The organism is Defluviimonas aquaemixtae, from assembly GCF_900302475.1.
GTDB classification, from domain to species: domain Bacteria; phylum Pseudomonadota; class Alphaproteobacteria; order Rhodobacterales; family Rhodobacteraceae; genus Albidovulum; species Albidovulum aquaemixtae.
On the sequence record NZ_OMOQ01000003.1, the window covers coordinates 551,144 to 577,565 of the forward strand.

28 protein-coding genes and 1 pseudogene are annotated in these 26,422 nt (G+C 64.7%); 16 read left to right on the plus strand and 13 right to left on the minus strand.

Annotated features, from left to right (window positions below; genetic code table 11):
- Positions 1-323 precede the first annotated feature (323 nt).
- Entirely contained in the window at positions 324-653 is a 330-nt protein-coding gene (locus DEA8626_RS17800) for a YciI family protein (RefSeq protein ID WP_108854545.1), read from the minus strand.
- Between the two features lie 205 nt (positions 654-858).
- On the opposite strand from DEA8626_RS17800, the pseudogene DEA8626_RS17805 reads away from it, so the two are divergent.
- A pseudogene (locus DEA8626_RS17805) lies at positions 859-1,472 on the plus strand (IS5 family transposase); the annotation flags it as partial.
- On the opposite strand, the gene DEA8626_RS17810 reads toward DEA8626_RS17805, so the two are convergent.
- Positions 1,432-1,665 carry a glutathione S-transferase N-terminal domain-containing protein gene (locus DEA8626_RS17810; protein ID WP_108854546.1) on the minus strand — a complete coding sequence of 78 codons (234 nt, stop codon included), beginning with the start codon at positions 1,663-1,665 and terminating at the stop codon, positions 1,432-1,434. The pseudogene DEA8626_RS17805 and the gene DEA8626_RS17810 overlap by 41 nt on opposite strands.
- Before the next feature lie 63 nt (positions 1,666-1,728).
- Positions 1,729-2,211: a YHS domain-containing (seleno)protein gene (locus DEA8626_RS17815; protein WP_108854547.1), complete on the minus strand. Its 483-nt coding sequence runs from the start codon at positions 2,209-2,211 to the stop codon at positions 1,729-1,731.
- Between the two features lie 211 nt (positions 2,212-2,422).
- On the opposite strand from DEA8626_RS17815, the gene DEA8626_RS17820 reads away from it, so the two are divergent.
- Positions 2,423-3,376 carry an AraC family transcriptional regulator gene (locus tag DEA8626_RS17820; RefSeq protein ID WP_108854548.1) on the plus strand — a complete coding sequence of 318 codons (954 nt, stop codon included), beginning with the start codon at positions 2,423-2,425 and terminating at the stop codon, positions 3,374-3,376.
- On the opposite strand, the gene DEA8626_RS17825 is transcribed toward DEA8626_RS17820, so the two are convergent.
- The 4 genes from DEA8626_RS17825 to DEA8626_RS17840 all read right to left on the minus strand — a co-directional run bounded on the left by DEA8626_RS17825 (position 3,309) and on the right by DEA8626_RS17840 (position 8,284).
- Positions 3,309-3,815, minus strand: coding sequence for a sulfatase-like hydrolase/transferase (locus tag DEA8626_RS17825; protein WP_108854549.1), 507 nt, complete (start codon positions 3,813-3,815; stop codon positions 3,309-3,311). The two genes, DEA8626_RS17820 and DEA8626_RS17825, sit on opposite strands and share 68 nt — an antisense overlap.
- Before the next feature lie 22 nt (positions 3,816-3,837).
- A complete protein-coding gene (locus tag DEA8626_RS17830) occupies positions 3,838-4,989 on the minus strand; it encodes an aminotransferase class V-fold PLP-dependent enzyme (protein ID WP_181366509.1) in 1,152 nt (383 codons plus the stop codon).
- Positions 4,990-5,563: 574 nt separating this feature from the next.
- Positions 5,564-7,534 carry a methylmalonyl-CoA mutase family protein gene (locus DEA8626_RS17835; protein WP_108854551.1) on the minus strand — a complete coding sequence of 657 codons (1,971 nt, stop codon included), beginning with the start codon at positions 7,532-7,534 and terminating at the stop codon, positions 5,564-5,566.
- A gap of 123 nt (positions 7,535-7,657) precedes the next feature.
- Positions 7,658-8,284: a DUF1554 domain-containing protein gene (locus DEA8626_RS17840; RefSeq protein ID WP_108854694.1), complete on the minus strand. Its 627-nt coding sequence runs from the start codon at positions 8,282-8,284 to the stop codon at positions 7,658-7,660.
- Positions 8,285-8,451: 167 nt separating this feature from the next.
- Between DEA8626_RS17840 and DEA8626_RS17845 the strand changes: the two genes are divergently transcribed.
- The 14 genes from DEA8626_RS17845 (at position 8,452) to DEA8626_RS17910 (ending at position 21,343) form a co-directional block, all read left to right on the plus strand.
- Positions 8,452-9,855 (plus strand): 1-acyl-sn-glycerol-3-phosphate acyltransferase, encoded by a 1,404-nt coding sequence (locus tag DEA8626_RS17845; RefSeq protein ID WP_306418117.1) that lies wholly within the window; start codon positions 8,452-8,454, stop codon positions 9,853-9,855.
- Between the two features lie 119 nt (positions 9,856-9,974).
- Positions 9,975-11,267, plus strand: a complete 1,293-nt coding sequence (gene ccrA / locus DEA8626_RS17850) for a crotonyl-CoA carboxylase/reductase (protein ID WP_108854553.1) — start codon at positions 9,975-9,977, stop codon at positions 11,265-11,267.
- Between the two features lie 200 nt (positions 11,268-11,467).
- Positions 11,468-11,683, plus strand: coding sequence for a hypothetical protein (locus tag DEA8626_RS17855; RefSeq protein ID WP_108854554.1), 216 nt, complete (start codon positions 11,468-11,470; stop codon positions 11,681-11,683).
- A complete protein-coding gene (locus DEA8626_RS17860) occupies positions 11,628-12,341 on the plus strand; it encodes a helix-turn-helix transcriptional regulator (protein WP_108854555.1) in 714 nt (237 codons plus the stop codon). Before DEA8626_RS17855 ends, DEA8626_RS17860 begins: the two co-directional genes overlap by 56 nt.
- Positions 12,342-12,429: 88 nt before the next feature.
- Complete coding sequence (locus DEA8626_RS17865; RefSeq protein WP_108854556.1) at positions 12,430-12,993, plus strand: NifU family protein; 564 nt, start codon at positions 12,430-12,432, stop codon at positions 12,991-12,993.
- Entirely contained in the window at positions 12,993-13,682 is a 690-nt protein-coding gene (gene tsaB, locus DEA8626_RS17870) for a tRNA (adenosine(37)-N6)-threonylcarbamoyltransferase complex dimerization subunit type 1 TsaB (RefSeq protein WP_108854557.1), read from the plus strand. Before DEA8626_RS17865 ends, tsaB begins: the two co-directional genes overlap by 1 nt.
- A gap of 4 nt (positions 13,683-13,686) precedes the next feature.
- Positions 13,687-14,118, plus strand: a complete 432-nt coding sequence (locus DEA8626_RS17875; protein WP_108854558.1) for a GNAT family N-acetyltransferase — start codon at positions 13,687-13,689, stop codon at positions 14,116-14,118.
- Between the two features lie 147 nt (positions 14,119-14,265).
- Entirely contained in the window at positions 14,266-15,261 is a 996-nt protein-coding gene (locus DEA8626_RS17880; RefSeq protein WP_108854559.1) for a BMP family lipoprotein, read from the plus strand.
- Positions 15,261-16,829 (plus strand): ABC transporter ATP-binding protein, encoded by a 1,569-nt coding sequence (locus DEA8626_RS17885; RefSeq protein WP_108854560.1) that lies wholly within the window; start codon positions 15,261-15,263, stop codon positions 16,827-16,829. Before DEA8626_RS17880 ends, DEA8626_RS17885 begins: the two co-directional genes overlap by 1 nt.
- Positions 16,829-17,920 (plus strand): ABC transporter permease, encoded by a 1,092-nt coding sequence (locus DEA8626_RS17890; RefSeq protein ID WP_108854561.1) that lies wholly within the window; start codon positions 16,829-16,831, stop codon positions 17,918-17,920. Before DEA8626_RS17885 ends, DEA8626_RS17890 begins: the two co-directional genes overlap by 1 nt.
- Positions 17,920-18,549, plus strand: coding sequence for a LysE family translocator (locus tag DEA8626_RS17895; RefSeq protein ID WP_245890907.1), 630 nt, complete (start codon positions 17,920-17,922; stop codon positions 18,547-18,549). Before DEA8626_RS17890 ends, DEA8626_RS17895 begins: the two co-directional genes overlap by 1 nt.
- A 3-nt stretch (positions 18,550-18,552) precedes the next feature.
- A complete protein-coding gene (locus DEA8626_RS17900; protein WP_108854563.1) occupies positions 18,553-19,521 on the plus strand; it encodes an ABC transporter permease in 969 nt (322 codons plus the stop codon).
- Between the two features lie 122 nt (positions 19,522-19,643).
- A complete protein-coding gene (locus tag DEA8626_RS17905) occupies positions 19,644-20,564 on the plus strand; it encodes a sulfite exporter TauE/SafE family protein (RefSeq protein WP_108854564.1) in 921 nt (306 codons plus the stop codon).
- Positions 20,564-21,343 (plus strand): TIGR02186 family protein, encoded by a 780-nt coding sequence (locus DEA8626_RS17910; protein WP_108854565.1) that lies wholly within the window; start codon positions 20,564-20,566, stop codon positions 21,341-21,343. The genes DEA8626_RS17905 and DEA8626_RS17910 overlap by 1 nt, the downstream gene beginning before the upstream one ends.
- A gap of 102 nt (positions 21,344-21,445) precedes the next feature.
- Here DEA8626_RS17910 and DEA8626_RS17915 read toward each other — a convergent pair whose 3' ends face one another.
- The 6 genes from DEA8626_RS17915 to DEA8626_RS17940 form a co-directional block, all read right to left on the minus strand.
- Positions 21,446-21,682 (minus strand): Lrp/AsnC family transcriptional regulator, encoded by a 237-nt coding sequence (locus DEA8626_RS17915; RefSeq protein ID WP_108854566.1) that lies wholly within the window; start codon positions 21,680-21,682, stop codon positions 21,446-21,448.
- Positions 21,683-21,742: 60 nt separating this feature from the next.
- Positions 21,743-23,272, minus strand: a complete 1,530-nt coding sequence (locus tag DEA8626_RS17920; RefSeq protein ID WP_181366510.1) for an AAA family ATPase — start codon at positions 23,270-23,272, stop codon at positions 21,743-21,745.
- A 42-nt stretch (positions 23,273-23,314) separates the two neighbouring features.
- The gene (locus DEA8626_RS17925; RefSeq protein ID WP_108854567.1) at positions 23,315-23,947 is read right to left on the minus strand and encodes an acyl-homoserine-lactone synthase; all 633 of its coding nucleotides are present in this window, start codon (positions 23,945-23,947) and stop codon (positions 23,315-23,317) included.
- 95 nt (positions 23,948-24,042) lie between these two features.
- Entirely contained in the window at positions 24,043-24,735 is a 693-nt protein-coding gene (locus tag DEA8626_RS17930) for a CDP-alcohol phosphatidyltransferase family protein (protein ID WP_108854568.1), read from the minus strand.
- Positions 24,736-24,756: 21 nt separating this feature from the next.
- Positions 24,757-25,686 carry a tyrosine recombinase XerC gene (locus DEA8626_RS17935; RefSeq protein WP_108854569.1) on the minus strand — a complete coding sequence of 310 codons (930 nt, stop codon included), beginning with the start codon at positions 25,684-25,686 and terminating at the stop codon, positions 24,757-24,759.
- Between the two features lie 9 nt (positions 25,687-25,695).
- Positions 25,696-26,403, minus strand: coding sequence for a DUF484 family protein (locus DEA8626_RS17940; RefSeq protein ID WP_108854570.1), 708 nt, complete (start codon positions 26,401-26,403; stop codon positions 25,696-25,698).
- Positions 26,404-26,422: the final 19 nt, after the last annotated feature.

A 26,422-nucleotide genomic window follows, 5' to 3' on the forward strand; every position in this document is an offset into this window, starting at 1 on the left:
TTAATGGGGTCTTGCGTTCGGGAGGGGTAGTGTGGGTAAGGCGTTGAATACGATCGATAATTACAAGCTGGAATGTGTATGGCCTGTGTCGGGTATGTGTATGGCATCCGTCCCGACAAAGGGGCTGCAACGTCCGCATTGCGGGACTAACCCGGACCTATGCCACCAAGGCGACTGCACGTGCAGATATGGAGAAATGGTGTTCGCGCTCGCAGAAACGGGTATTCGGCGATGCAGCAGCTTGTCCGAGACCGGCCGTTCATCTATGCGTGTCCCTGAGTGCCGCGGGGCAGTGCACGCCCGCACCGCAGGCCGCTGAGATTTCAGTGCTGAAGCAATGGCCGCGCCTCGACGAAACCGTGCCCGGCGTCGGGGATCCGCGCGGCGACCTCCTGAGCATCCGCTTCGTTTTCGCAGTCGATCAGATAGAAGCCGACGAGTTCATGCGCGCTGAGCCCGACCGCGCCCTTCCTGGCCGAGGTCTTTCCATCCATGCGCCTACTGCAGGACCTTTCCGGTGCGGGTCGCAGCGGTCTGCCGCCGGCCAGCGCGCCGGTCTTTGCAAGCTCTTCGGTCAAGGCGCGATATCCTTCGAAAGTCTCCGGGCTCATCTCGATTTCGGAGTTTCGGTAAACCAGGGTAAGGTACTTCATGGTACTTTCCTTTTTGGTTGGTGGTCACAGGAAAGACGTCCGATCCGCCCGAACCGGGACAGACCGGGGGGACAATTTTGTTTGCGGCTGGGTCCCGGCGAAATTGTCGGAAAATGTTCACCGCGATGCCCCGATGCGGCGAGGCTCTGTTGCGCAAATCCTATGAGGGATTCATCTTGTGAATCCATCATGGTGGCTGGGATGCATGAGCAGACCCACACCTCCCGTCTACAAGACCAAGAATTGGCCGGCCGGCAATGATGCGCTCAATCGTCGGGGCTCGCTGACGGTCTTGTTCGACTCCGAGATGAGCTGGGAGGCCACGCCGACTGGCAGGCGTGGCCGCCAGCAGAGCTGAAGCGATGCGGCCATGCAGACCTGCCGTCCATGCAGGTGCTGCTTGGCATGGCACACAGGCAGACGACGGGCTTCGTCGAGAGCCTTTTGCGCCTGGTCGACCTGAACTGGGCAGTGCCCGACTTCAGCACGCTTTCGCGTCGCCAAAAGACCCTGGCGGTGAACATCCCGTATCGGCGCTCCAGGAGCTCGCCGCATCTGCTGCTCGACAGCACCGGGATCAAGGTTGAGGGGGAAGGCGAGCGGCACGTCCGCAAGCATGGCGGCCCGAAACGGCGGGTCTGGCGCAAGATCCATCTCGGGATCGATGAGCAAACGCTGGAGATCCGGGCCGTCGAGATCACCGCGAGCCACATCGGGGATGCGCCGGTGCTGCCTGATCTGCTCAGCCAGATCCCGGTGGCTGAAGAGATCGGTTCCGTCACCGCAGATGGCGCCTACGAGACTCGAAGGTATCGAGATTGCGGAAGACCGCGTCACCCACCTTGAGGACCGGCGTCCGTCCCAGGGGCGAGATCTCCAGAAACCATTCTGGATTGTTCGCCAGATCGACGGTCAGGCGGTCATACGCCACGCCCTTTTCGGTGAGGGCAATGGCGATGCGCTGGACGCAGGGGCAGAGTGCGTGGCTTGCGAGGGCAATGGTAGTCGGCATGTCTTTTTCCGTGATAGGTCCGGGCCGGCATGGGAGAGGCCGGCCCGGGTTTGGCGCACGGGATCAGAGATCCGTCGCGGCGGTGTGTTCGATCGTGCTCCAGTTCTCTTCCGCCTTGGTGATGGTGCCGGCCTCGTCCTTGAGGTAGGCCTTGTAGACATCCTCGTTGAGGAAGACGTAAAGCTTGTCATCCATCACCGCGGCAAAGCTCGGGTCGCCGTCGAACTTCTTGCCGACCGAGACGCCGAAAGCGCAGAAACCGCCGTATTGCGGCACGTAACGGGCCGGATTCGCCTCGAACGCCTTGAGATTTTCTTCCGAAGCGAAGTAATAGGCGACCCCGTCGTGAGCGGCGGCATGAGAGGCGTTGCCCTCCGCGTTTTCGCCATGGTCAAGCAGCGAAACCGGATCGGCGCCATGCAGGCCCAGCGGCGCGCCGCCATAGGTAAGTCCCGGAGCGACATTGGCCTCATCGGCGGCCATTGCAGGACCGAAGGCGCAGAGCGCGGTCAGCGCGGCGGCGGCGAAGGTGAAATTGCGAGACATTGGATTTCCTTGTTTGATTGATGGGAGCGTCCCCGATCCGCACGGAGCGAGGGCGCCGCAGCCCGTGGCAGATGGACTTCTTCCACCCGGATGCGGCACGGCAACAAGAAACTCCGAATCTTCCGTCTCTTTAATGCCAAATAGTCCGAACTATATGCCTGATCGTCCAGAGATCTGGACTTTGTTGAATTCACTTGTAAGTTTGGTCATCATGTTTGATCTGCTCAGCGACATCCTCACCCGCCTCTCGCTCCGGGGTACGCTCTACTTCCGCACGAGCTTCACCGAACCTTGGGGCGTGCGCGTCCCGTCCTTCCGCGATGTCGCGCGCTTTCACTTCGCGCATCGGGGCGAGGCGCTCGTCAGGGTGGCGGGCGTGCCGGCGCCGGTGTATCTCGCCCAGGGTGATCTGATCGTGATCCCCCATGGCACCGCGCATGTCCTGTCATGTCGCCATACCGGCCCGGACGAAGCGCTGCCGCTTGACGATATTCTGTCGCGCGCCGGTTTTCCGGGCCATGGCACTTTGGTCTGGGGTGGTGACGAAAGCCCTCGCGACACGCAACTGATCTGTGGCCATTTCGCCTTGGCCGAGGGCTCAAAGCACCTGCTGTTCGACCAGCTCCCCCCCTTCATTCATCTGCGGGGTTACGGCGACGAGGCGGGCCCTTGGCTTGAGGCCACGCTTCGCGTGATCGGCGCCGAGGCGGGCGGCGCGCGGTTGGGCGGTGACCTGATCGCGCTCAAGATGTCCGAGGCGATCTTCGCCCAGGCGATCCGGGCGTATATCGAGCAGGCGCGCGAGGTCGATCGCGGCGTGGCAGGCTTCGCGGACCCGCACCTTGCGCGCGCGCTCACCGCCTTTCACCGTGATCCCACTGCGGATTGGACCGTGGCGGCGCTCGCCCGCGAGGCTGGACTTTCCCGCACCGGCTTCGCCGAACGGTTCACGGCGCGTATCGGCTCAACCCCGATGAGCTACGTGACTTCATGGCGGATGCAGATCGCACGCGAGGCGCTCAGTGCGCGCGGGCTTAGCGTGGCCGAGGCGGCGGAAGCATCTGGTTACGCCTCGGAATCGGCCTTCAGCCGGGTGTTCAAGAAAGAGATCGGCGTTTCGCCCGCCGCTTTCCGGCAGGGCGGCGCCGAGCCCCGCGCGGCGTGACAGGCCGTCCCAGGTTTCGGACGATCTGAGACACTTCCAGAATATGGATGCGACGCTTGTCCTCGGCGATTACCCGGTGGTCGAACCCCTCGCTGATATCCCAGGGAATGAAACGCATCTTGCCGCTGGCCTCGGTATGATAGCCGCTCTCCGAAAGCAGCCGGGCAAAGCTCGGAACGCCGCAAGCGTCGTGATCTGGCCGGAGCCAGTGGTTGTTGTTCAGAGCGCCGGTCGAGAGCGCATTGTGCCCCGCCAGCATCGAGGCCTGCGCCGGAATGCGGCGTGGCGACGGCGACAGGCGCCGCTCGAAGACGACATCGCGGGCCGCCAGCGCGTCGATGTTCGGGGTGTCCGCGAAACCCTGTCCGTAGACGCCCACGAAATCCCGGCGCAACTGGTCGGGCATGAGGAACAGGATGTTTGGGCGCCGATCCGGCATGTCGATCCTTAGGGCGTGGACGCTAGGACAGGTCGAAGTAGTCCTTCAGGGCCGTCACCAGCGTCTCATAGTCTTCCAGTTCGTTGTACACCTGCGCCGAGATCCGGATCGCCAGGCGGTCCTCCCACGGCACGAAGCTCGTCTCCATCGCGTAGTGCGTGCTGAAATCGCGCTGGATGCGCTCGCTGGCCGTGGCATCGGCTTTGACTGGCAGCAGGATCGTCGACATCGCGACCTGCATCTCGGGCGGGCCCGCCACTACGGTTCCGAGCGCCTCGGCGAGGCAGGCGCCGGCCTCTGCCGCCAGATCGCGGTTTCGCCGCATCAACGCCTTGCCGCCGAACCCGTCATGGGCCTCGACGGCATCGCGAAAGGCAAACCAGGCGCTAGCATCGCGCGTGCCAATCCAGTTGAACTCGCCGTGCAATCCCGTTCGGTAGCCATGCGAGATGACCGTCGGATGCACCGTGCCGCCCAGGCCCGGACGCACCCACAGCATCGCGCACCCCTTCGGGGCGAAATGCCATTTGTGCGCGTTCCCAGTGTAGTAATCCACGCCAAGTGCGGGCACGTCCAGCGCGATTTGCCCCGGCCCATGTGCGCCATCCACCAGCACCCTGGTGCTGCTTTCCCGACAAAGGGCGGCGATTTCGCCAACGGGCAGCCTCAGCGCCGATGTCGACGTCACATGGTCGATCACGAGGAGCTTCACCTTGGGCGAAAGTGCTGCACGGACAAGATCGACGACCTGCGCCGGGTCCTCCACCGGTAGCCGCATTGGAAGTTCCGTCAACGTGATGCCGCGCGTCCCCTGCCAATGCAGCAGGGCGTTCCTCACGGCACCGTAGATCGCCGAGGTAAAAAGAATCTCGTCGCCCGCCTCCAGCCGGCAGGACAGGAAGATGGCGTTGCAGGCGGCGGTGGCGTTTTCAACGAAGACCCACTCGCAGCCTTGTCCGCCGTACCGTCGGGCGACCAAGTCCAGCCGTTCGGTAAGCATCGGATCGTACCTGTCGCGGAAAAAGGTCGAGCAGCGCGCCTCCGCCTCGGTCTGATAGTGCTGCAGCGCGGCCATCACCCGCCGGGGGACCGCGCCGTAGGCGCCGTGGTTCAGATGCAGCACTGACGGATCGAGGTAGAATGCGGCAATGTTGGAACGCCCATAATCTGTCATGCGTGCAGGCCTTGCCGCATCATTTCGGGGGCTATCGTCAGTTCCATAGCGGGCCGAGCTTTGCATGGCCCCATTGGCCAATGAAACTGAATTGTTTTCAAAGGGAGCTCTGGGCCTTCGGTGGTTGTGGACGGCTCTGGATCACCGCCGCCTCGCGCACAACACCTGGATCGCAGTCGAAATGCTGCCGGCAGTTTTCTTGCTTTCGCATTGATGGAGCAAGCCATCGTATTCCTGCTGAGCGAGGTGCAGCCTTCTGGGATGTTCTACCGGAAGTCGTTCGCCTGGTGCGGTGACTGTCTTGCCAACGACCCGAACGCCCGCGTCGCACTTCGCTGAGGAGGGCATGGATGCGAAGCAGCGAAGGTCAGCTTCGTCCCGCGACACGGGCATTGCCTGCCGAAACATCGCTGCGCCTTGCCTGAATGGCCGCAATTCCTGCCGCATTGCAAAGCAATTTCTCTCGGCGGCGCGGCGAAGCATGTGCTGCGATCGCGCGCAGCAAGAAACAGAACAGGTCCGAAACAGGGCTTAGAACCGCCTTCGGGCATATTCGCCGTCCGGCCACGCAGCCTCACTCCGCCGCGACCGCCTTCGGCTCGGCGAGCGCCACGATGTCGAACATGATCCTGTTAAGTTCGAAATCCTTGGGCGTGTAGACCCGCGAGACGCCCATCTCGGTCAGTCGCTGGGCGTCCTCGTCCGGAATGATGCCGCCCACGACGACCGGAACTTCGCCGAGGCCCGCCGTTTGCATCCGTTCGATGACCTCCTGGATGAGCGGCAGGTGACTGCCTGAGAGGATCGAGAGGCCGACGACATGTGCCTCGGCCTCCACCGCCGCCGCGACGATCTGTTCCGGCGTCAGGCGGATGCCGTCATAGGTAATGTCCATGCCGCAGTCGCGGGCGCGGGCGGCGATTTGTTCCGCGCCGTTCGAGTGTCCGTCCAGGCCGGGCTTGCCCATGAGGAACTTGAGCCGGCGACCGAGGCGGGTGGAAACGGCATCGACCGCGTCGCGAATCTCGTCCAGACCCTCGGTTCGGTTCGACGGGCTCTTCGAGACGCCGGTTGGGCCACGGTACTCGCCGTGGACCCGGCGCATGACGCCCGCCCATTCGCCGGTCGTGACGCCGGCCTTGGCGCATTGAATGGAAGCGGGCATGACGTTGCCGCCGTCCTGCGCGGCCACGCGCAGCGCGGACAGCGCGGCCTCGACGGCCCGCTGGTCGCGGGCATCCCGCCAGTCGATCAGACGCGCGATCTGGTCGGCCTCGACCGAGGGGTCGACGGTCAGGATGGCGCCGTCGCCGGAGGTCAAGGGTGACGCCTCGCCCGTCTGCCATTTGTTGACGCCGACGACGGTGGTCTCGTTCGTCTCGATCCGGTTCAGGCGTTCCGAGTTCGAGTCCACGAGCCGCGCCTTCATGTATTCGATGGCGGCGATCGCGCCGCCCATGCCGTCGAGCGTCTTCAGCTCATTCCGCGCGCCCTCCTTCAGCGCCTCGACCTTCGCGGTGATCGCGGGGTTGCCGTCGAAGAGGTCGCCATATTCGAGAAGGTCGGTCTCGTAGGCGAGGATCTGCTGCATCCGAAGCGACCACTGCTGGTCCCAGGGGCGGGGGAGCCCCAGCGCCTCGTTCCAGGCGGGAAGCTGCACGGCGCGGGCGCGGGCGTTCTTCGAGAGCGTGACCGCGAGCATTTCGAGAAGGATGCGGTAGACGTTGTTTTCCGGCTGCTGCTCGGTCAGGCCCAGCGAGTTGACCTGCACGCCGTAGCGGAAGCGGCGGAATTTCTCCTCCTCGATGCCGTAGCGATCACGGCAGATCTCGTCCCAGAGTTCGGTGAAGGCCCGCATCTTGCACAGTTCGGTGACGAACCGGATGCCCGCGTTCACGAAGAAGGAGATGCGGCCGACCATGGCGGGGAAGGCCTTGGGATCGACCTTGCCCTTCAGGTCGTCGAGCACCGCGATCGCGGTGGCGAGCGCGAAGGCCAGTTCCTGTTCGGGCGTCGCGCCGGCTTCCTGCAGGTGGTAGGAGCAGACATTCATCGGGTTCCATTTGGGCAGGTGTTCCTGCGTATAGGCCGCGACGTCGGTGATCATGCGCAAGCTCGGCTTCGGCGGGCAGATATAGGTGCCGCGCGAGAGGTATTCCTTCATGGTGTCGTTCTGCACCGTGCCTTGCAGCTTAGAGACATCGGCCCCCTGTTCTCCGGCCGCCGCGATGTAGAGTGCCAGAAGCCATGGCGCGGTCGCGTTGATCGTCATCGAGGTGTTCATCTGCTCGAGGGGAATGTCCCTGAACAGCGACCGCATGTCGCCCAAGTGGCAGATCGGTACGCCGACCTTGCCGACTTCGCCCTTCGCGAGTTCGTGGTCGCTGTCATAGCCGGTCTGGGTAGGCAGGTCGAAGGCGACGGAAAGGCCGGTTTGGCCTTTGGCGAGATTGGCGCGGTAGAGCGCGTTCGACTTTTCCGCCGTGGAATGGCCGGCATAGGTCCGGAAAAGCCAGGGGCGGTCGCGCTCTGACGGGCTGGGCATGGTGAGCACCTCGAAGCAACATAGTTCCTTTCGGGCGAACCTATTCGGAATAAAGTTGCGCGTCCAGATGCCGCACTGCAAAAAGATCGGGCCGCAGCGCAGCACTGCGGCTTGTAACGGGTGTCAGTTCGTGGCGAAACAGTAGACGAGACCGTCGCCGCCGGTGCCGCGCAGCGCCTCAAGCCCGCAGCCGCCGCGCGAGGAATGCGAGGAGTTCCACGATTTCGCGGCATCAGAGTCGTCGAGACCCATGCGGTCATGGTGGCCGACCATGCCGGCCGCCTCGGCGCCGTCGCTGGTCCAGTCCTCGCAAGTCATGCCCTCGGCCACGGTGCCGTCGGGCATGGAGCCGGTGAGGATGTCGTGCCGGTTCGGATCGTCGCCGCGGCCGTTCACCAGTTCGCCCATCTCGTTGAGCGCGGATTCTTTCGTCAGGTTGGCGTCTGGGCTGTGCAGCTGATCGACGCTCTCGGCGATCGTGGTGCCCGCCGCGTTGACCCAGGGACCCGCGCCGATCCGGTCGCGCGCGTTCTCGCCGCTCGTCGAGAGGTAGGCGCGCCAGGTCTTGCCGGTCACGCCCGCCGCCTCGGCAAGCGAGGCGCAATGCGCATCGGCGCCTTCGATCCCGCCGAAATTGCCGCCGCTTCCCGGATTTTCACTGGTGACAAAGAAGCTCATCCCGGCGTCCTGGGCGCCCGCGGCGGATGCGGCAACGGCGAATGCTGCGGCGGTGATGGTTCTGAAAATCATGCTGAATTCCTCTCGGTTCATGGGCTGAAAAATCGACACGAGCCTCAAATCTAGCATGTCGTCCGGGTGACCCTTCTCACGCGTTCGTGAGAATTCATGGGTTTGGGGAGGCTTCGGCGATTTACCGCGCAGGTTTTTTTTGTCACCGTCGCGCCATGTTCCAACCCGTGACGCTCCCGCTTTGGTTGTTCGTGCTGATCCTCGCCTTCGCCGGGGTGACCTTCGCGTCGCATTTCCTGTTTCCTTCAGTGCGCTGGTTCTTCCGCAACCGGATGGAGCGGGTCGTCGCGCGGCTGAACGATCGGCTGGATCGGCCGATCCAGCCCTTCAAGCTGATGAAACGGCCGGACATGATCATCCGGCTCGCCCACGACCCCAAAGTCGCCGAGGCGATCGCGGCCGAGGCGGCCGAAACCGGCATTCCCGCAACCGTGCATCAGGAACGCGCGCGCCGCTATGCGCGCGAAATCGTGCCCGCCTTTTCGGCGAGCGTCTATTTCGGCTTTGCCGCCCGCGCCACGAAGTGGATCGCGCGCCTGATCTACCGGGTGCGCATCGGCGGCTTCGACGCCGATGCGATTTCGGCGATCGACAAGGGGGCGACGCTGGTCTTCGTGATGAACCACCGATCGAACATGGATTACGTGCTCGTCACCTACCTCGCCGCGGAACGTTCGGCGCTGTCCTACGCGGTCGGTGAATGGGCGCGGGTCTGGCCGCTGTCGTGGCTAATCCGCGCGTCGGGCGCCTATTTTATCCGACGGCGGTCGAACAATCCGCTCTACCGCCGGGTCCTGGCCCGCTACGTGCAGATGGCGACGGAAGAGGGTGTGACACAGGCGATTTTCCCCGAAGGCGGGCTGAGTCTCGACGGACGGGTCGGAAACCCGAAGCTCGGGATCCTGAGCTATATCGTCGAAAGCCGTCGCGCGAACGGGCCGGACGTGGTCTTCGTGCCTGTCTCGATCGCCTATGACCGGGTGATCGAGGACCGGGTGCTGACGGCTGCCCAAGCCGCCGGCGTGCGGCGGTTTCGCGCTTCGATCGGTTCGATCCTGCTTTTCATCGGCCGTCAGCTTCGCCGCTTCCTCACCGGCCGGTTCGAGAAGTTCGGCACCGCCTCGGTGAGTTTCGGCACGCCCCTGTCGCTCGCCGAGTTCCTCAAGGCGCCGCATGAGGACGCGACCGCCGAACTCGCGCAGGCGATGATGGAGCGCATCGCCCGCAACGTCTCGGTTCTGCCGGTGCCGCTCGTCGCGGCGGCGCTGGGCGAGGAGACCGACATCCCGCGCGCCGAACTGACTGAGCGGGCGGAGGAACTTGTGCGGCGGCTGTCGGCTGCCGGCGTGCCTTTCGACTTGCCGGACGACTCCGTCCCGAAGGCCGTGGAGCGCGGGCTGTCGATCCTCGGCCTGCGCAAGATCGTCCGGTGCGAAGGCGGGCGCGTGACGGTGCCGCCCAAGGATCGCGCGCTTATCGGGTTTTACGCAGCGGCCGTAGGACAGCATCTTTCTGCGATTGCGGCATCGTCCGCCGAACAGCCACCCGTTCTCGTGGCGAATCGTCCATAAGTGAGACATAAAATTACAAAAACGCCCTTTGGTGCTATTGCATAATTACCGAACGGACCCTATTCCATGCCCGTAGACCGCGTTGATTCTGCGTTGCGGCAAGAGTTGAGGAGAGGCTTATGGCATTAGATACGAAGACCGAGATCGCGCCCTACGACGCGCCCGAGAAGGATCTCTACGAGATGGGCGAGATGCCGCCTCTCGGCTACGTGCCGAAGCAGATGTATGCCTGGGCGATCCGCAGAGAACGCCATGGCGAGCCCGACACCGCGATGCAGGTCGAGGTCGTCGATACGCCCGAGATCGACTCGAACGAGGTCCTGGTTCTCGTGATGGCCGCAGGCGTCAACTACAACGGCGTCTGGGCCTCGCTCGGCCAGCCGATCAGCCCGTTCGACGGACACAAGGCACCCTACCACATCGCGGGCTCGGACGCGTCCGGCATCGTCTGGAAGGTCGGCGACAAGGTGAAGCGTTGGAAGGTGGGCGACGAGGTCGTGATCCACTGCAACCAGGACGACGGCGACGACGAGGAGTGCAACGGCGGCGACCCGATGTTCTCGCCCAGCCAGCGGATCTGGGGCTACGAGACGCCGGACGGGTCCTTCGCGCAGTTCACCAATGTCCAGGCACAGCAACTGATGGCGCGTCCGAAGCACCTGACTTGGGAGGAGGCCGCCTGCTATACCCTGACGCTTGCCACCGCCTACCGGATGCTCTTCGGCCACCGGCCGCATATCCTGAAGCCGGGCGACAACGTGCTCGTGTGGGGCGCGTCCGGGGGCCTCGGCTCCTACGCGATCCAGCTGATCAACACGGCGGGGGCCAACGCGATCGGCATCATCTCTGAAGAGGACAAGCGCCAGTTCGTGATGGATCTGGGCGCGAAGGGCGTCATCAACCGCAAGGAGTTCAACTGCTGGGGCCAGATGCCCAAGGTCGGGACCGAGGAATACGCCACCTGGTTCAAGGAGGCGCGCAAGTTCGGCAAGGCGATCTGGGACATCACCGGCAAGGGCGTGAACGTCGACATGGTGTTCGAACATCCGGGCGAGGCGACATTTCCGGTGTCGGTGTTCGTCGTGAAGCGGGGCGGCATGGTCGTGATCTGCGCCGGCACGACGGGCTATAACCTGACGCTCGATGCGCGTTATCTCTGGATGCATCAGAAGCGCGTGCAGGGGTCGCATTTCGCGAACCTCAAGCAGGCCTCGGCGGCCAACAAGCTGATGCTCGAACGCCGGCTCGATCCCTGCATGTCCGAGGTCTTCCCCTGGGCGGAGATCCCGGCGGCGCATATGAAGATGCGTCGAAATGAACACAAACCGGGCAATATGGCGGTATTGGTTCAGGCTCCGAGAACGGGCTTGCGCACGTTCGAGGACGCGCTAGAGGCCGGAAAGTCAGTCTGAGCCGTCCATTCAGGTCTTACCGGGCCCGCGCTGCGGAAGGGCGGCGCGGGCCACATTTTTCACGAATCTATTAAAATCAATGCGTTGACAGGTTCCATCTCGTCAATTTCGGGGAGTTGATCGGAAACGATCCGGCAACGAACATCCTACATGCTTGGGTTGAGAATGCGGGCGTATTTCCTCTTTGCGGGAGAAAAAAAATGCAATACGAATGGATCCTGGACGTACTGAGTGATCTCAAAGCCTTCGCCAAGTGCAACGGGCTGGCGGCTCTGGCGGAGCAGTTGGACGACACGTCGCTGGTGGCCGCGGCCGAGATCGCGCAGTCGGAGGGGGCGACGGCCGGAGGACTGTCTCTGAATGCAGAAAAGGCTGTCGGCGTTTATCGAGACGCTTCAGCGGGCGAAAACGCTTGACGACCTGCAAGCCGTAATTCTGGGTCTGCGCGCCCATTTCGACGTCGAGCACCTCGTCTATCACTCCGTCAATTCAACAGGCCAGCAATACGCTGTGCTGACCTACGAAACGGACTGGGTCGACCGCTATCTCGAACAGGATTACGCCCGCATCGACCCTGTTGTTCAGGGCTGCTTCCGCCGTTTCCACCCCGTCGACTGGAAAAATCTCGACTGGTCCGGCCGCCAGTCCCGTGCCTTCCTGTCCGAGGCGCTGGATGCCGGTGTCGGCAACCAGGGCTACTCGGTCCCGATCCGCGGCCCGAACGGGCAGTTCGCGATGTTCACAGTGTCGCACCGCGCCAGCGATACCGACTGGCAGAAATTCACCGCCGAGAACGTCGCCGAGCTGCTACTGGTCGCGCATTTCGTGAACCATAAGGCGCTCGAGATCGAGCGCGGCACCGATTTCCACGCGATGCAGAGCCTCAGCCCACGCGAAATCGACGTTCTGACGATGCTCGCGATGGGGCTCAACCGCGCCCAGGCCGCCGACAATCTCGCCATTTCGGAACATACGGTGCGCACCTATGTCGAAAGCGCGCGGTTCAAGCTCGGCGCGAACAACACGACCCATGCCGTGGCGCGCGCCGTGGCGGAAGGTTTCGTAATGATCTGAGCCGATCAGCCGCGTCTTTTAGAATCGTTCCAATCCTTGACTTGGACCTGCCCGAGGCGCATATCGGTCGGGCAACGGAGGCGCTTCCATGTTCATCCAGACCGAATCCACGCCCAATCCGGCGACGCTCAAGTTTCTTCCGGGTCAGACTGTGCTCGACGCCGGCACGGCCGATTTTCCGCAGCCCGACACGGCCGCGAAATCGCCGCTCGCGCGTCGGATCTTCGCGGTCGAAGGTGTCACCGGCGTCTTCCTTGGCAACGATTTCGTGACGGTCACGAAGGCCGAAGAGATTCAGTGGGAGCACGTGAAGCCCGCGATCCTCGGCGCGATCATGGAGCATTTCCAGTCCGGCCAGCCGGTGATCGAAGGCGAGGGCCAGCCGGAAAGCGGCCATGCGAGCCATGACGGGCCGGACGCCGATATCGTCAAGCAGATCAAGGAGCTTTTGGACACTCGCGTTCGCCCTGCCGTCGCCCAGGACGGCGGCGACATCACCTTCCACGGCTTCGACCGCGGCATCGTCTATCTGCACATGCAGGGCGCGTGCGCGGGCTGCCCGTCCTCGACGCTGACGCTGAAGATGGGCATTGAGAACCTGCTTCGGCATTACATCCCCGAAGTCATCGAGGTCCGCCCCGTCGCGGCGTGATGGGTGTCACCAACCCTACCATTCTGGCATTCGACACCTCGGCCGCGCATTGCGCTGCCGCGATTCTGCAGCGCGACGCGATCGTGGCCGAAAGGATCGCACTGATGGGCCGCGGGCAGGCGGAGCACCTGATGCCCATGCTGGAGGCCTTGCTGTCCGAGGTCGCGCTCGGCTGGAAGGACCTTCACTATCTCGCGGTCGGGATCGGCCCCGGCAACTTCACCGGCACGCGGATCTCGGTCGCCGCCGCGCGTGGGCTGGCGCTGGCATTGCGCATACCCGCGATCGGCGTGTCGAGTTTCGAGGTGATGCGCGACCCGGCCGGGCCCGGTGCGCACCCGGCCGAGATCGTCAGCATCGAAGCCCCGCGCGGCGCGGCGTATGTCCAGCGTTTCGGTCACGGCAGGCCGCAGTCTGCGCCTCGCCTGATTGCCCCCGATGCGCCGCCGGAGGACCTGCGACTGCCCGTGAACATGCGGGTGCGGGGGTATCGCGCCGACGACATCGCGCGGCCGTTCGGCGCGGAGGCGTCGGACGCGGTTCTTGAGGATATCGCGTGCCGCATCGCCCGGATCGCGGACTGGCGGCTGTCGCAGGGCGAGAAACCGGATCGTCCCGCGCCGCTTTACGTCCGCCCCGCCGATGCGGCGCCGCCCTCGGAGGCGCCGCCCGTTATTCTGCCGGGCTGAGCCGATGACCGCCGCGGACCTCGCCCGCCTGCACGCGGATTGTTTCAGGCAACCGCGTCCGTGGACCGAAGGCGAGTTTGCGGCCCTCCTCGACGGCTGCGGAGTAATTCTGCTGGCCGAAGAGGGCGCCTTCCTCTTGGGCCGCGTGGTGGCGGACGAGACTGAGTTGCTGACGCTTGCCGTTTCCCCGGCGCAGCGCCGACGTGGCATCGCGACGCGCCTTGTCTCCCGCTTCATCGCCGAGGCGCGCGCGCGCGGCGGCGTCACGATCTTTCTGGAGGTGGCTGCCGACAACCTCCCGGCAATCGCCCTTTACTCAGGCCAGGGCTTCACGGAATCCGGGCGCCGGCGCGGCTACTACGCGACGCCCGAGGGCAATCCGGTCGACGCGCTTGTGATGAGCCGCTTGCTCTCGCGACCGGCGCAGGGAAGTTGACCAAGAGGTCAAATTGCTGCGCCGTCATTCCAAATAGCTATTGACCGCTCCAGAGGCTTTCGCCCTAATCGGGTCAATCCGTGCACCCGGCCGTCGTTCAGGCCACCCCCGACACGGATGTCATACGACAGCAACTGGGAGCGATCCATGACCCTCATGCAGAAATTCCTCGGCGCGGCCGCGACGCTGGCGCTGACCTCCGGCGCGGCGCTCGCCGATCCCGCGATCGTCTTCGACCTCGGCGGCAAGTTCGACAAGTCCTTCAACGAGGCGGCGTTTAACGGCGCCGAGCGCTGGAAGGAAGAGACGGGCGGAACCTTCAAGGAGCTCGAGATGCAGTCCGAGGCTCAGCGCGAACAGGCGCTTAGGCGTCTGGCCGAAGCCGGTGCGAACCCGGTCGTCATGACGGGCTTCGCGTTCGGCGACGTTCTGAACACCGTCGCCCCGGACTATCCTGACACCAAGTTCGCGATCATCGACATGGTCGTCGACCAGCCAAACGTGAAATCGGTCGTCTTCAACGAGCATGAGGGCTCTTACCTGGTCGGCATGATGGCCGCCCTTGCCTCCAAGACCGGCACGGTCGGATTCATCGGCGGGATGGACATCCCGCTGATCCGCAAGTTCGGATGCGGCTATGCGCAGGGCGTCAAGGCGGTTAATCCCGACGCCAAGATCGTCATGAACATGACGGGCACGACTCCTACGGCGTGGAACGATCCGGTGAAGGGTGCCGAGCTTGCCAAGGCGCAGAAGTCGCAGGGCGCCGATGTCATCTATGCCGCCGCCGGCGGCACCGGGATCGGCGTCCTTCAGGCCGCTGCGGATGAGGGCATCCTGTCTATCGGCGTGGATTCGAACCAAAACTACCTGCATCCCGGCCAGGTCCTGACCTCGATGCTGAAGCGCGTGGACAACGCCGTCTACGAGGCCTTCAAGGAAGGCGAGGCGCTGGAGCCCGGCATCAACGTCATGGGGCTTGCCAACGAGGGCGTGGGCTATGCGCTGGACGACAACAACGCCGAACTCGTGACGTCCGAGATGCAGGCCCAGGTCGACGAGGCCGCGGAAAAGATCAAGGCGGGCGAGATTGAGGTACACGATTACATGGCCGACGACAGCTGCCCAGCCGCAAGCTTCTGATGGAAGGGCCGACGCCCGAGGGGCGGCAGGCCACTGCCGCCCCGCCCGCGATCGAGCTGAGGGGCATCTCTAAGGCGTTCGGGTCGGTCCAGGCCAACAAGGACATTTCGATCCGCGTCGAGAAGGGCACGATCCACGGGATCATCGGCGAGAACGGCGCCGGCAAGTCGACGCTGATGTCGATCCTTTATGGCTTCTACCATGCCGATTCCGGCGAGATCTATATCAACGGGCAGAAGACGCAGATCCCCGACAGCCAGGCCGCGATCCGCGCCGGTATCGGGATGGTCTTCCAGCATTTCAAGCTGGTCCAGAATTTCACCGTTCTCGAAAACGTCATCCTCGGCGCCGAGGAGGGCGCGCTTCTGCGCCCCTCGATCGCCAAGGCGCGAAAGGTTCTGGCCGATCTCGCGCGGGAATACGAGCTCGAGGTCGATCCCGACGAGGTGATCGAGGAGCTGTCAGTGGGTCATCAGCAGCGGGTGGAGATCCTGAAGGCGCTCTACCGCCACGCCGACATCCTGATCCTTGACGAACCGACGGGCGTTCTGACGCCGGCCGAGGCGGATCACCTGTTCCGCATCCTCGGCAACCTCAAGGAGCAGGGCAAGACGATCATCCTGATCACCCACAAGCTGCGCGAAATCATGGAGATCACCGACACGGTGAGCGTCATGCGCCGCGGCGAAATGACCGCGACCGTCAAGACCGCCGAGACGAGCCCCGAACAGCTCGCCGAGCTGATGGTCGGGCGAAAGGTGCTGCTGAACGTGCCGAAAGGGCCGGCCAATCCGGGCAAGACAGTGCTCGAGGTCAAGGACCTGAAGGTCGTGGACGAGGACGGGATCGAGCGGCTGAAAGGCATCTCGTTCGAGATCCGCGGGGGCGAGATCCTCGGGATCGCCGGTGTTGCCGGGAACGGCCAGTCGGAGCTTCTGGAGGTGTTGGGCGGCATCCGCCGGGGCACCGGCACGGTGCGGCTGAACGGGCAGGAACTCGACCTGACCGGGAAATATTCCGACGGCCAGTCGCGGCGCCAGAAGGGCATCGCCCACGTCCCCGAGGACCGTCAGCACCTCGGCATGATTATGGATTTCTCGGCGTGGGAGAACATCGCCTTCGGCTATCACAACGATCCGGTCTACCAGAAGAACCGCTGGCTGATGGACAACCGCGCGATCGTCGCGAGCGCTGAGGCGCAGATGGAACGCTTCGACGTGCGGCCACCGATTGCGACGCTTCCCGCCAAGAGCTTCTCGGGCGGAAACCAGCAGAAGATCATCCTCGCCCGCGAGATCGAGCGGAACCCGGACCTCCTGCTCGTCGGCCAGCCGACGCGGGGCGTCGATATCGGGGCGATCGAGTTCATCCATCGCCGCATCGTGGAACTCAGGGACGCGGGCAAGGCGGTGCTGCTCGTGAGTGTCGAGCTTGACGAGATCATGAGCCTCGCCGACCGCATCGCGGTGATGTTCGATGGCCGCATCATGGGCGAGCGGCTGCCCGAGAAGACGGATGAGCGCGAGCTTGGCCTTCTCATGGCCGGGGTGACGGGGGAGGCCGCCTGATGACCCGCCTGCCGAGATGGGCCGACGTGGTTCTCGTGCCGCTCATCAGCCTGCTTCTCGCGGGCGTCATCTCGGCCCTCGTGATCCTCGCCATCGGCCAGAGCCCTGCGGAGGCCTTGCGCACGATGGTGCAGGGCGCGGTGGGTTCCGCCTACGGCTGGGGCTACACGCTTTACTACGCGACGAGCTTCATGTTCACCGGGCTTGCCGTCACGATCGCCTTCCACGCCTCGCTCTTCAACATCGGCGGCGAGGGGCAGGCGCAGCTCGGGGGCTTGGGCGTGGCGCTCGTCTGCCTGTCGCTGCCCTGGCCGCACTGGACGCTGGCCTTGCCTGCGGCGATGGTGGGCGCGGCGCTTTTCGGGGCCGCTTGGGCCGCGATCCCGGCCTATCTTCAGGCTCGGCGCGGCAGCCACGTCGTGATCACCACGATCATGTTCAACTATATCGGCGCGGCGCTTATCATCTACATGCTCGTCAACGTGCTCAGGCCGCCAGGTCAGATGGACCCGGCCACGGCGCGGTTCCCGGCCGGTACTAAGCTGCCGACGCTGCATGAAATCCCGGGTCTCGACCTGATCTTCACGACACAGGTTCCAGCGAATATCACGTTCTTCGTCGCGCTTGTCGCCTGCTGGCTCGTCTGGCTTCTGATGTGGCGCACGCGGCTTGGCTACGCGATCCGGGCTTTCGGCCGGTCCGAAAAGGCGGCGGTCTATGCCGGCATCTCGCCATTCCGCGTGACGATGTACGCCATGCTCATGTCCGGCGGGCTGGCCGGCATGATGGCGATCAACAATGTCATGGGCGAGGCCGAGCGGCTTTTGCAGAACTCGTCCGAGGGGGCGGGCTTTATCGGCATCGCGGTGGCGCTGATGGGGCGTAACCATCCGGTCGGCGTGTTTCTCGCCGCGCTTCTCTTTGGTTTCCTGTTCCAGGGCGGTGCCGAGCTTGGCCTCTGGACGTCGATACCGATTGAGCTTCGCACCGTTGTCCAGGGTCTCGTAATCCTGTTCACCGGCGCGCTTGATCACATGGTGCGGATGCTGCTTGGCGCCTTCTTCCGGCCGCGCCGGCTGGAGGTGGCGTGATGGGCGAGTATCTTCCGCAACTGATGCTCGCCTGGTCGATCCAGGTCACAGGCATATTGTCCCCGGGACCGAGCGTCGCGCTGATCCTTGCCGTCGCGACGAGCCACGGGCGTTTGCCTGCGGTGACGACGGCTTTCGGCGTGGCCTGCGGCTCCATCATCCTTGCGGGCGCGACCGTCATCGGCATCTCGGCGCTTTTTGCCGAGGTCGCCGAACTGATGACCGTCGTGCGGCTGATCGGGGCGGGCTACCTGCTGTGGCTGGCCTGGCACGCATTCGCGCGGGCCGCGCGGCCCTCGGAACTGTCCGTCGCCGCCTCCATATCGCGGCGAAGCCCATGGCGGACCGCGCTCGCGGGTTTCTTCCTGCAGGTGTCGAACCCCAAGGCGATACTGTTCTGGCTCGCGATCGCCGCCCTCGGCGGCGCGGGCGACGCGCCCTGGCCGGTGCTGGCGCTGTTCGTCGCGGGAGCCTTCGTGAACTCTTTCCTCGGCCACGCGGCCTGGGCGCTGTTCCTATCGTCGGGCCCGTTCCGGCGCGCCTATTTCCGTGCCCGGCGCGGGATCGAGGCGGCGCTTGGCGCCTTCTTCGCCTTCGCGGCGTTCAATCTCGCGATGGGAAGGAGCTGATCCATGGATTTCGCGACGCTCCTTCAGATCCTCGACTCGACCCTGCGACTGGCGACGCCGCTTCTGCTCGCATGTCTCGCGGGGCTCTTTTCCGAGCGGTCGGGCATCTTCGACATCGGGCTTGAAGGCAAGATGCTGATGGCCGCGATGTGCACTGGCGCAGTGGCCGCGCTGACTGGGTCGGTCTGGCTTGGTGCGCTGGCCGGGATCGGCGGCGCGCTGGTCCTCGCAATGGTGCACGGGGTCGCCTCGATCACGTTCCGCGGTAACCAGCTGATCTCGGGTGTCGCGCTCAACTTCGTGGCCTCGGGCATCACGGTCCTCGTGGCACAGTCGCTGTTCCGGCAAGGCGGGCGGACACCTCCCTTGAGCGGGTCCGCGCGGTTCAACCCGATCGAGCTGCCGCTGGCTGATACGCTGTCGGGCGTGCCCATTCTGGGTCCACTCTATTCCGATGTCCTGTCAGGCCACACCGCGCTCGTCTATGTGGCACTTCTGACCGTGCCGGTGACGTGGTGGGTGCTGTTCCGCACGCGGTTCGGCCTCAGGCTGCGCGCCGTCGGCGAAAACCCGGCCTCGGTCGACACGGCCGGAATTTCCGTCATCCGGCTGCGCTACACGGCGGTGGTGATCACGGGCGTGCTCTGCGGGCTCGCGGGGGCCTACATGGCGGCGGGGCTTCAAGCGGGCTTCGGGCGCGAGATGACGGCCGGCCGCGGCTATATCGCGCTTGCCGCGCTCATCTTCGCAAAGTGGCGGCCGTGGTACGCGCTTTACGCAACGCTGCTTTTCGGTTTTCTCCAGGCGCTCGCCCTCAGGCCGGACGTGATCCGGGGAACGATCGGGTTCGACGTGCCTGTGCCCGCGCTCGACGCTCTGCCCTACGTGCTGACTGTGATCGTGCTCGCGGGATTTGTCGGACGCGCGATCCCGCCCCGTGCGGGCGGCGAGCCCTACGTCAAGGAACGCTGACGCGCCTGGACCTACGTGCGCATCGAAACTGGTCTGATCACCGCGCTGGCGATAGTTTGACATGACCTCTGCATGGGGGCATGAGTGGTCAAGGGTCCTTTCGCCGGCAAGTACGGGTTCCCATGCAGATTTACCTGCCCATCGCCGAGGTTTCGGTCAACGCGTTCCTCCTGCTCGGCCTCGGCGGGATGGTGGGGGTTCTTTCAGGCATGTTCGGCGTGGGCGGCGGCTTTCTGATGACGCCGCTTCTGTTCTTCATCGGCATCCCGCCCGCCGTCGCCGTTGCGACCGAGGCGAACCAGATCGTCGCCTCTTCGTTCTCGGGCGTTCTGGCACATCTGAAGCGCAAGACGGTCGACCTCAGGATGGGCACCGTTCTTCTGATCGGCGGCCTGATCGGCGCCGCGCTGGGCGTCCAGGTGTTTAACATCCTGCGCGGGATGGGCCAGGTCGATCTTCTGGTCAAGCTCTGCTACGTCGTCTTTCTCGGCATCATCGGCTCGCTCATGTTCGTCGAAAGCCTGCGCGCGATCCGGCGTTCCAAAGTTCCGGGCGCGGTGCCGGTCCGGCGGCGCCACAACTGGGTTCACGCTCTGCCGCTCAAGGTGAAATTCCGGACCTCGGGGCTTTACATCTCCGTCATCCCGCCGATGCTCGTCGGGGTCTTCGTGGGCGTCCTCGCCGCCATCATGGGGGTGGGCGGCGGCTTCATCATGGTGCCGGCGATGATCTACCTGCTCGGCATGCCGACGAAGGTCGTGATCGGCACGTCGCTGTTCCAGATCATCTTCGTCACCGCATTCACGACGCTTCTGCACGCCACGACCAACTTCACCGTCGACATGCCGCTCGCTGTGCTTCTGCTGGTCGGCGGCGTCGTGGGCGCGCAGGTCGGCGCGCAGATCGGCACCAAGCTCAAGGCCGAGCAGCTTCGCATCCTTCTCGCGATGCTCGTGCTCGCCGTCTGCGCGAAGCTCGGGCTCGATCTGTTGCTTCGCCCCTCCGAGCTTTATTCGATCGGCGGGATCGGAGGTCATGGCTGATGCGCGTGTGGCTGGGCCTTTTCGCGATGCTTGCGGTGCTTGCACTCCCGGTCGGGGCCGCGTCGGTCGGGTCCGAGACGGTCGTGGCCGGTATGAACCAGAACCGTATCGCGATCACGGCGAATTTCGACGGGTCCGAGATCCTGATCTTCGGCGCGGTGAAGCGCGAAGCGCCGGCACCGGATGACGCGGCGCTTGGCGTCATCATCACGGTGTCGGGCCCGTCCAAGCCGCTTGTCGTGCGCCGCAAGGAGAAGCGGTTTGGCATCTGGGTGAACGTCCACGCAGTCGAGATCGATCTCGCGCCGAGTTTCTATGCGGTCGCGACCTCGGCGCCATGGAACGAGGTTATCTCTGACATCGAGGATCTGCGCTACCGCATATCGGTCCCGCGCGCGATCCGGTCCGTCGGGGCGCCGATGGAGGTTCAGGACGCGATGGCCTTCACGAACGCGCTGATCCGGATCCGCAGGGCAAATGGCCTCTACACGCTGCAGGAAGGTGCCATCGACGTTTCGCAGGACACACTGTTCAACACCTCCATATCGCTGCCCGCTAATCTGACCGAAGGGAGGTACAAGGCGCGCTTCTTTCTGACCCGCGGGCGCCACGTGATCGATGTTCAAGAGACCGAGATCGCAGTGCAAAAGGTCGGACTGGAACGCTTTCTCTACAACCTCGCGCACGCTCAACCACTGATCTACGGGATCATGTCGCTGATCATCGCGATTGCCGCGGGCTGGGGCGCGTCTGCGGTGTTCCGCTACTTCCGGGGCTAGCCGCGTCGCCGCGTCAGCTGCGGCCCGGCACCTGTGAATACAAGGTGGATGCTGCGGAGGCGGCGAACGCGGCCTCGACCGGCCGGGGCAATGTCCGGCGGGTCAGAACGCCCTGAAGGTCATGGTTGTGAGCGTGCGGCTGATGCCCGGAATGTCGAACAGCTTCTCAGTAAGCCAGTGGCCGACATCCGCGTCCTCGGGGATGTAGATCTTGGCGATGAGGTCGTACTCGCCCGAGGTCGAGTAAAGCTCTGACACGACCTCGCGGTCGTAGATATCATTGGCCACGTTGTAGGTCTTGCCGGGCTGGCAGCGGAACTGGACGAATACGCAGCGCATGGAGCTCACTCCCTTTCGTTTGCGTGAAAGCGTAGTGCGTTTTGTGGGCGACCGGAAGGCTTACGCCTCTTCTGTCGAAGCAAGCGTGAGCGCCGCCGCGGGCGCAACAAGATCGTCCGTCGTCAAAGGTTCGGTCGGCCGGGCGAGGCGGTTGCGGACAACCCAGTGCAGCCGCGTCTCGGCCCGCGTGATTGCGACATAGGCCAGCCGCTTCCACAAGGGGATGCCCGCCTCCATCCGGCCTGTCCGCGCGGCGACGAAGAGGTCGGGCGCGAAGACCTGAACATCGGGCCACTGCGAGCCTTGCGCCTTGTGAATGGTGACGGCCGCCCCGTGCAGGAAGGCCGCCCCCATGCGCGCGGCGAAGGGAATGAACGGCTCCTCCTCGTCCGGCAGTTCGATCTTGATGATGGAAGCGGCCGAAACCTGCGGGTCTTCGGCCCCAACGACGTGAAGCCGCGAAAATCCGGGCTTCTTGCCGGGGCCTAGATAGATCACCTGCGCGCCCTTGATGAGGCCGCGCGCTTCGAGGTCGATGCGCTTCTTGCGGTGTTTCAAAGGCAGCTCGAAGCCGTCGCAGATCAGGGGCTCACCCGGTAAGAGCGCATCCATGGGCGCCTCGTAGGCGGCACGGAAGGCTTGGATCAGGCGGATGCGCGTCTGGTTGCGCCAGACGAGAACGGGCGAGCGCGCCATCAGGCCGGCATCGACGCGTTCGGCCCAGCGGATGCGGTCGTCGCGCTTCGCTGCCTCGGCTACCATGCGTTCGAAGCTCTCGAATGTGAGGTCGGGATCGGCGAGCGCGTGGGCAAGGTCGAGGATCGGGTTATCCTCCTCCTGGCGGTGGATGCGATGAAGGTTCAGCTTGCGGCTTTCCGAAAGCCCGTCGAAGACCATCTCGCCCGACTGGCCGACGGGGGCGAGCTGCGCGGGGTCGCCGAAGAGGACAAGCGTGGGGAAGATCTCGCGCAAATCTTCGAGCTGACGTTCGTCGAGCATCGAGGATTCGTCGACGAAGCCGATGTCAAGCGGGTCTTCGCGCCGTTTCCAGCCGAGGATGAAGTCGGAGCCTCTGAGACCGGCTGTGGCCAGCGCGCCCGGGATCGATTTCACCTGATCGTAGAAGGCCTTCGCGCGGTCGAGCGCGGCATCGGTAAGCCCCTCGACCACCGGCCGCTCGCCGTTTCCGTTCAGCCATTCGGCGATCTTCTCGTATTCGGGATCGTAGACCGGTGTGTAGAGGATGCGGTGGATCGTCGTCGCGGGCACGCCACGGTTCCTCAGCACGCTCGCCGCCTTGTTGGTCGGCGCGAGGATCGCGAGCGTGCGCCGGTCCTTGCGCCTGCGGCCTTCGTAGTCGCCCGAGATCGTGTCGACCCCTGCTTCGGCCAGCGCCTTCGTCAGCGCGGCCAGGAGCATCGTCTTGCCCGAACCCGCCTTGCCAACGACGGCGAGGACCTGCGCCTTGCCGGGGGCGTCGGGTCTCGTCTCGCCCTCGACAAGATCGATTCCCGCGCCATGCAGGAGGTCGGCGACGCGGTCCCAGGCTTCGGCCTGATCGTCGGAAAAGGAAAGCGCTGGCACCGCCATGGGCGCGACCCTATCGCCCGACCCCGGGCGATGCCAGCGCCTTTATCCGGCCGCGGGCAGGTCCTTGCGATGACCGAACGCGCGATCAAACCAGAGCTGCGCGACCTCGGGGGAGATGCCGGACTTGCGGGCGAGCCTGCGGCGCACCTCCTCGGAAAACTCCCAAAGCCCGAGGCTGATCGCCTCGGCGCCCTTGCCCTCGGTTCCGAGGACCGCAGGTTCCCATCCGAGGAGGCGGTAGATGCGCACCATGCGCGCGTCGAAGACGCCGACCGCGCGCGCGAGGCCGAGCCCGACACCGAGCTGCGCGCCGCCAAGCATCAGAAGCGCCGACACGTTTGGGGCGGCGTGATCGGCGAGGCAGAAGCGGGTGCATTCCCAGACCCTGGGGTGGGAGAACCTGCGCCCGGCGCTGAGGTTCGAGAAGTGTTCGTTGACCATGGTACGTCCGGTCGTCGGCAGAAAGCGCATGGAGCCGCCATGGCTTCCGTCCGGCAACTGCCAGATCACGTAGGTCGGGTTAAGCGTGTCGTAGTCGTCGCGCTCCCAGCCGTTGTGGTCGACATTCACGGCCCAGCCCAACCGTTCGCGGAACTGCCGGGCGCGGTCGGTAAACATCGTGTCGCGAAGCCGGGGATAGTGGCGAAGTTCTTCGCCGGCGAGGAATCGTAGCATTTCAGCCCTCCGTCTCAATGACGAAGGGCTTAGCGAAACAAGGTTAATTCAGGCCTAGCCGCCCGGTTCGCAGGTGTTGCGGGAGGTTCCCGCGCCTAGCGCCGCTCGGGGATGAGCTGCTGCGCGACGCCCGCCAGCAGCAGGTAGACGGAGGTCACCACGAGTCCCCAGTGGGCAAGCTCACCGGGCGCGAAATCGACCCACGCCGCGCGCGCCGCGAATGCGCCCCAAGCCAGAGCGACGGGCAGCGACAGCCAGCGCCAACGCTCGGTCCGCACGGGATGGATGAACTTAAGGTTGGTGAACATCGACACGGCGAGCCCGATGATGATCGCGAGCATCAGGTAGAAGTTCGGCTCGACCGCGAAAAGCACGATTACAACCATGTTCCAGCAGGCCGGAAAGCCCGCGAAGGAGTTGTCGCTGGCCTTCATCCGCGTATCGACGAAGTAGATGACGCTTGCATAGGTGATGACGATGATCGCGCACCAGCCGGTCCAGCCGGGCAGGAGACCGGATTGGAAGAGCGCGAAGGCGGGAATGAAGACATAGGTGAGGTAGTCGATGATGAGGTCCAGCAGCACCCCGTCATAGGTCGGCCAGTGCGTCTTGACATGGTAGTGCCGCGCGAGCGGCCCATCGATTGCATCCACGGCCAGCGCGACGACGAGCCAGAGGAACATCAGGCTCCATTTGCCTTCGGCCGCCGCGAGCATGGCGAGCATCGACAAGACGGCGCCCGTCGCGGTGAAGAGGTGGACCGTAAGCGCCCTGACCTGCGGAGACATCGTGTCACTCGTTCCCTTCGTTCACGCGCGCGGATGCGCCTTTTCGTAGATGTACATCAGCCGCGCCGTGTCTACCGCCGTGTAGGCCTGCGTGGTCGAGAGCGAGGCGTGGCCGAGAAGTTCCTGGATTGCCCGGAGATCGCCGCCCGCAGCCAGAAGGTGGGTGGCGAAGCTGTGCCGCATCGCGTGTGGCGTGGCCGTCGCCGGCAAGCCCAGTCCGAGACGCGCCCTCTCCATCGCGCGGGCGACAAGGCGCGGGTTCAGCGGGCCGCCGCGATGGCCCCGGAACAGCGCCGAACCGGGCGCCTCGGCGATCGGGTGGGGGCAAAGCGCGACGTAACGCGCCACCGCGGCGCGCGCGACCGGCAGGGTGGGAACGATGCGTTCCTTCCCGCCCTTGCCGCGGATATTGAGGATCTCGGGCAGCGGGCTGTCCGCTCCGGTCAGCCCGAGTGCTTCGGAGATACGGAGCCCGCAGCCGTAGAGCACCGTTGCGATCGCGGCGTCGCGGGCGGCGATCCAGTCTTGGCGCGGCAGGCTGGCCATCTGGTCGATCACGTCGCGCGCGGCGTCTTCGCTGAGCGGGCGTGGCAGCTTGCGCTGGAACTTCGGGCTGCGCGCGGCGAGGACCGCGCTCGGGTCGAAGCCCTCGCGGTCGGCGAGCCAGCGGGTGAAGCGCTTGACGGCCGAAAGCTTCCGCGCGAGCGAGCGCGCGACGCATCCCCGTGCCCGCTCATGGGCCATCCACGCGCGCATGTCGCGCTGGGTCAGCTTGGCGAGCCGGGCGGAGCCGAGTGTGTCCCCCTCATGCCGAGACAGGAAGTCGAGCCATCCCGCTACATCCGAACGGTAGGCCGTGACCGTATTGGCCGCGGCGCCGTCGACACCTGCCAGTTGGGCGAGCCAACGCGCCAGCGCATCGCGCAGGGCGGGGGAAAGAGCGAGGGCCATCGCGCCGGCTCAGGCCAGCCAGCGCCGCATTGCGCGTTCGAATACGCCCGCGAAGAATGTGAGAAGGTCGGTGCCCTGATTGGGGCGGAACTGGTGCGGGTCTTCGGCGCCGAGTGCCAGCATGCCCGGAAGCTTTCCTCTTCCGAGTTCGAGCTTGAGCGCCGCCTCGGACCGGATCCAGGGACCGGACAGGCCGTAGATCGATTCAGATTCCGGCAAGGTCTGGCGCAGCACGATGGACCGGCCGGGCGCGTTGCGCCCGCCAGCCAGGTAGTCTTCGACGAAGCCCGGTTCAGCGATGCAGAGGACTTCGCCCAGACGGTCGAGCGTCGGGTCGTGATCCCTCTGCACTGTTTCGAGCACCAGGCGCACGCAATCGACACGAAGAATCTGCGCTACCTCGCCGCCGAGGTTCTTCACGAAATCCTCGAAATCGACCGGGTCCAGCATCTGCAGGATCGCGCGGTGAACCTGGTTCGTGCCGGCGAGGTTCTCGTAGGCCGCCGCGATGACGGAGCGGTGCGTGTCCTCAAGCCGGTCGAGCCGCGCCTCGAGCCGTTCCATCGCGATACCGCGCAGGTCGACAATGTTCGACCCCATCGCGCGCTCGTTGGCCGCGATCAGCGCTCGCATCAGGTCGCGATCTTCCAGGATCACTTCCGGCTCCGCCAGAAGTTTGTCGCGCAACTCTGCTGCGATAATCGCTGATTCCGCCATGACTGCCCTCGTGCCTACT

Bases quoted from the DNA above. Each gene is read 5' to 3' on its own strand.
- DEA8626_RS17800 (WP_108854545.1), bottom strand. From the start codon at position 653: ATGAAGTACCTTACCCTGGTTTACCGAAACTCCGAAATCGAGATGAGC.
- DEA8626_RS17810 (WP_108854546.1), bottom strand. From the start codon at position 1,665: ATGCCGACTACCATTGCCCTCGCAAGCCACGCACTCTGCCCCTGCGTC.
- DEA8626_RS17815 (WP_108854547.1), bottom strand. From the start codon at position 2,211: ATGTCTCGCAATTTCACCTTCGCCGCCGCCGCGCTGACCGCGCTCTGC.
- DEA8626_RS17820 (WP_108854548.1), top strand. From the start codon at position 2,423: ATGTTTGATCTGCTCAGCGACATCCTCACCCGCCTCTCGCTCCGGGGT.
- DEA8626_RS17825 (WP_108854549.1), bottom strand. From the start codon at position 3,815: ATGCCGGATCGGCGCCCAAACATCCTGTTCCTCATGCCCGACCAGTTG.
- DEA8626_RS17830 (WP_181366509.1), bottom strand. From the start codon at position 4,989: ATGACAGATTATGGGCGTTCCAACATTGCCGCATTCTACCTCGATCCG.
- DEA8626_RS17835 (WP_108854551.1), bottom strand. From the start codon at position 7,534: ATGCCCAGCCCGTCAGAGCGCGACCGCCCCTGGCTTTTCCGGACCTAT.
- DEA8626_RS17840 (WP_108854694.1), bottom strand. From the start codon at position 8,284: ATGATTTTCAGAACCATCACCGCCGCAGCATTCGCCGTTGCCGCATCC.
- ccrA (WP_108854553.1), top strand. From the start codon at position 9,975: ATGGCATTAGATACGAAGACCGAGATCGCGCCCTACGACGCGCCCGAG.
- DEA8626_RS17855 (WP_108854554.1), top strand. From the start codon at position 11,468: ATGCAATACGAATGGATCCTGGACGTACTGAGTGATCTCAAAGCCTTC.
- DEA8626_RS17860 (WP_108854555.1), top strand. From the start codon at position 11,628: ATGCAGAAAAGGCTGTCGGCGTTTATCGAGACGCTTCAGCGGGCGAAA.
- DEA8626_RS17865 (WP_108854556.1), top strand. From the start codon at position 12,430: ATGTTCATCCAGACCGAATCCACGCCCAATCCGGCGACGCTCAAGTTT.
- tsaB (WP_108854557.1), top strand. From the start codon at position 12,993: ATGGGTGTCACCAACCCTACCATTCTGGCATTCGACACCTCGGCCGCG.
- DEA8626_RS17875 (WP_108854558.1), top strand. From the start codon at position 13,687: ATGACCGCCGCGGACCTCGCCCGCCTGCACGCGGATTGTTTCAGGCAA.
- DEA8626_RS17880 (WP_108854559.1), top strand. From the start codon at position 14,266: ATGACCCTCATGCAGAAATTCCTCGGCGCGGCCGCGACGCTGGCGCTG.
- DEA8626_RS17885 (WP_108854560.1), top strand. From the start codon at position 15,261: ATGGAAGGGCCGACGCCCGAGGGGCGGCAGGCCACTGCCGCCCCGCCC.
- DEA8626_RS17890 (WP_108854561.1), top strand. From the start codon at position 16,829: ATGACCCGCCTGCCGAGATGGGCCGACGTGGTTCTCGTGCCGCTCATC.
- DEA8626_RS17895 (WP_245890907.1), top strand. From the start codon at position 17,920: ATGGGCGAGTATCTTCCGCAACTGATGCTCGCCTGGTCGATCCAGGTC.
- DEA8626_RS17900 (WP_108854563.1), top strand. From the start codon at position 18,553: ATGGATTTCGCGACGCTCCTTCAGATCCTCGACTCGACCCTGCGACTG.
- DEA8626_RS17905 (WP_108854564.1), top strand. From the start codon at position 19,644: ATGCAGATTTACCTGCCCATCGCCGAGGTTTCGGTCAACGCGTTCCTC.
- DEA8626_RS17910 (WP_108854565.1), top strand. From the start codon at position 20,564: ATGCGCGTGTGGCTGGGCCTTTTCGCGATGCTTGCGGTGCTTGCACTC.
- DEA8626_RS17915 (WP_108854566.1), bottom strand. From the start codon at position 21,682: ATGCGCTGCGTATTCGTCCAGTTCCGCTGCCAGCCCGGCAAGACCTAC.
- DEA8626_RS17920 (WP_181366510.1), bottom strand. From the start codon at position 23,272: ATGGCGGTGCCAGCGCTTTCCTTTTCCGACGATCAGGCCGAAGCCTGG.
- DEA8626_RS17925 (WP_108854567.1), bottom strand. From the start codon at position 23,947: ATGCTACGATTCCTCGCCGGCGAAGAACTTCGCCACTATCCCCGGCTT.
- DEA8626_RS17930 (WP_108854568.1), bottom strand. From the start codon at position 24,735: ATGTCTCCGCAGGTCAGGGCGCTTACGGTCCACCTCTTCACCGCGACG.
- DEA8626_RS17935 (WP_108854569.1), bottom strand. From the start codon at position 25,686: ATGGCCCTCGCTCTTTCCCCCGCCCTGCGCGATGCGCTGGCGCGTTGG.
- DEA8626_RS17940 (WP_108854570.1), bottom strand. From the start codon at position 26,403: ATGGCGGAATCAGCGATTATCGCAGCAGAGTTGCGCGACAAACTTCTG.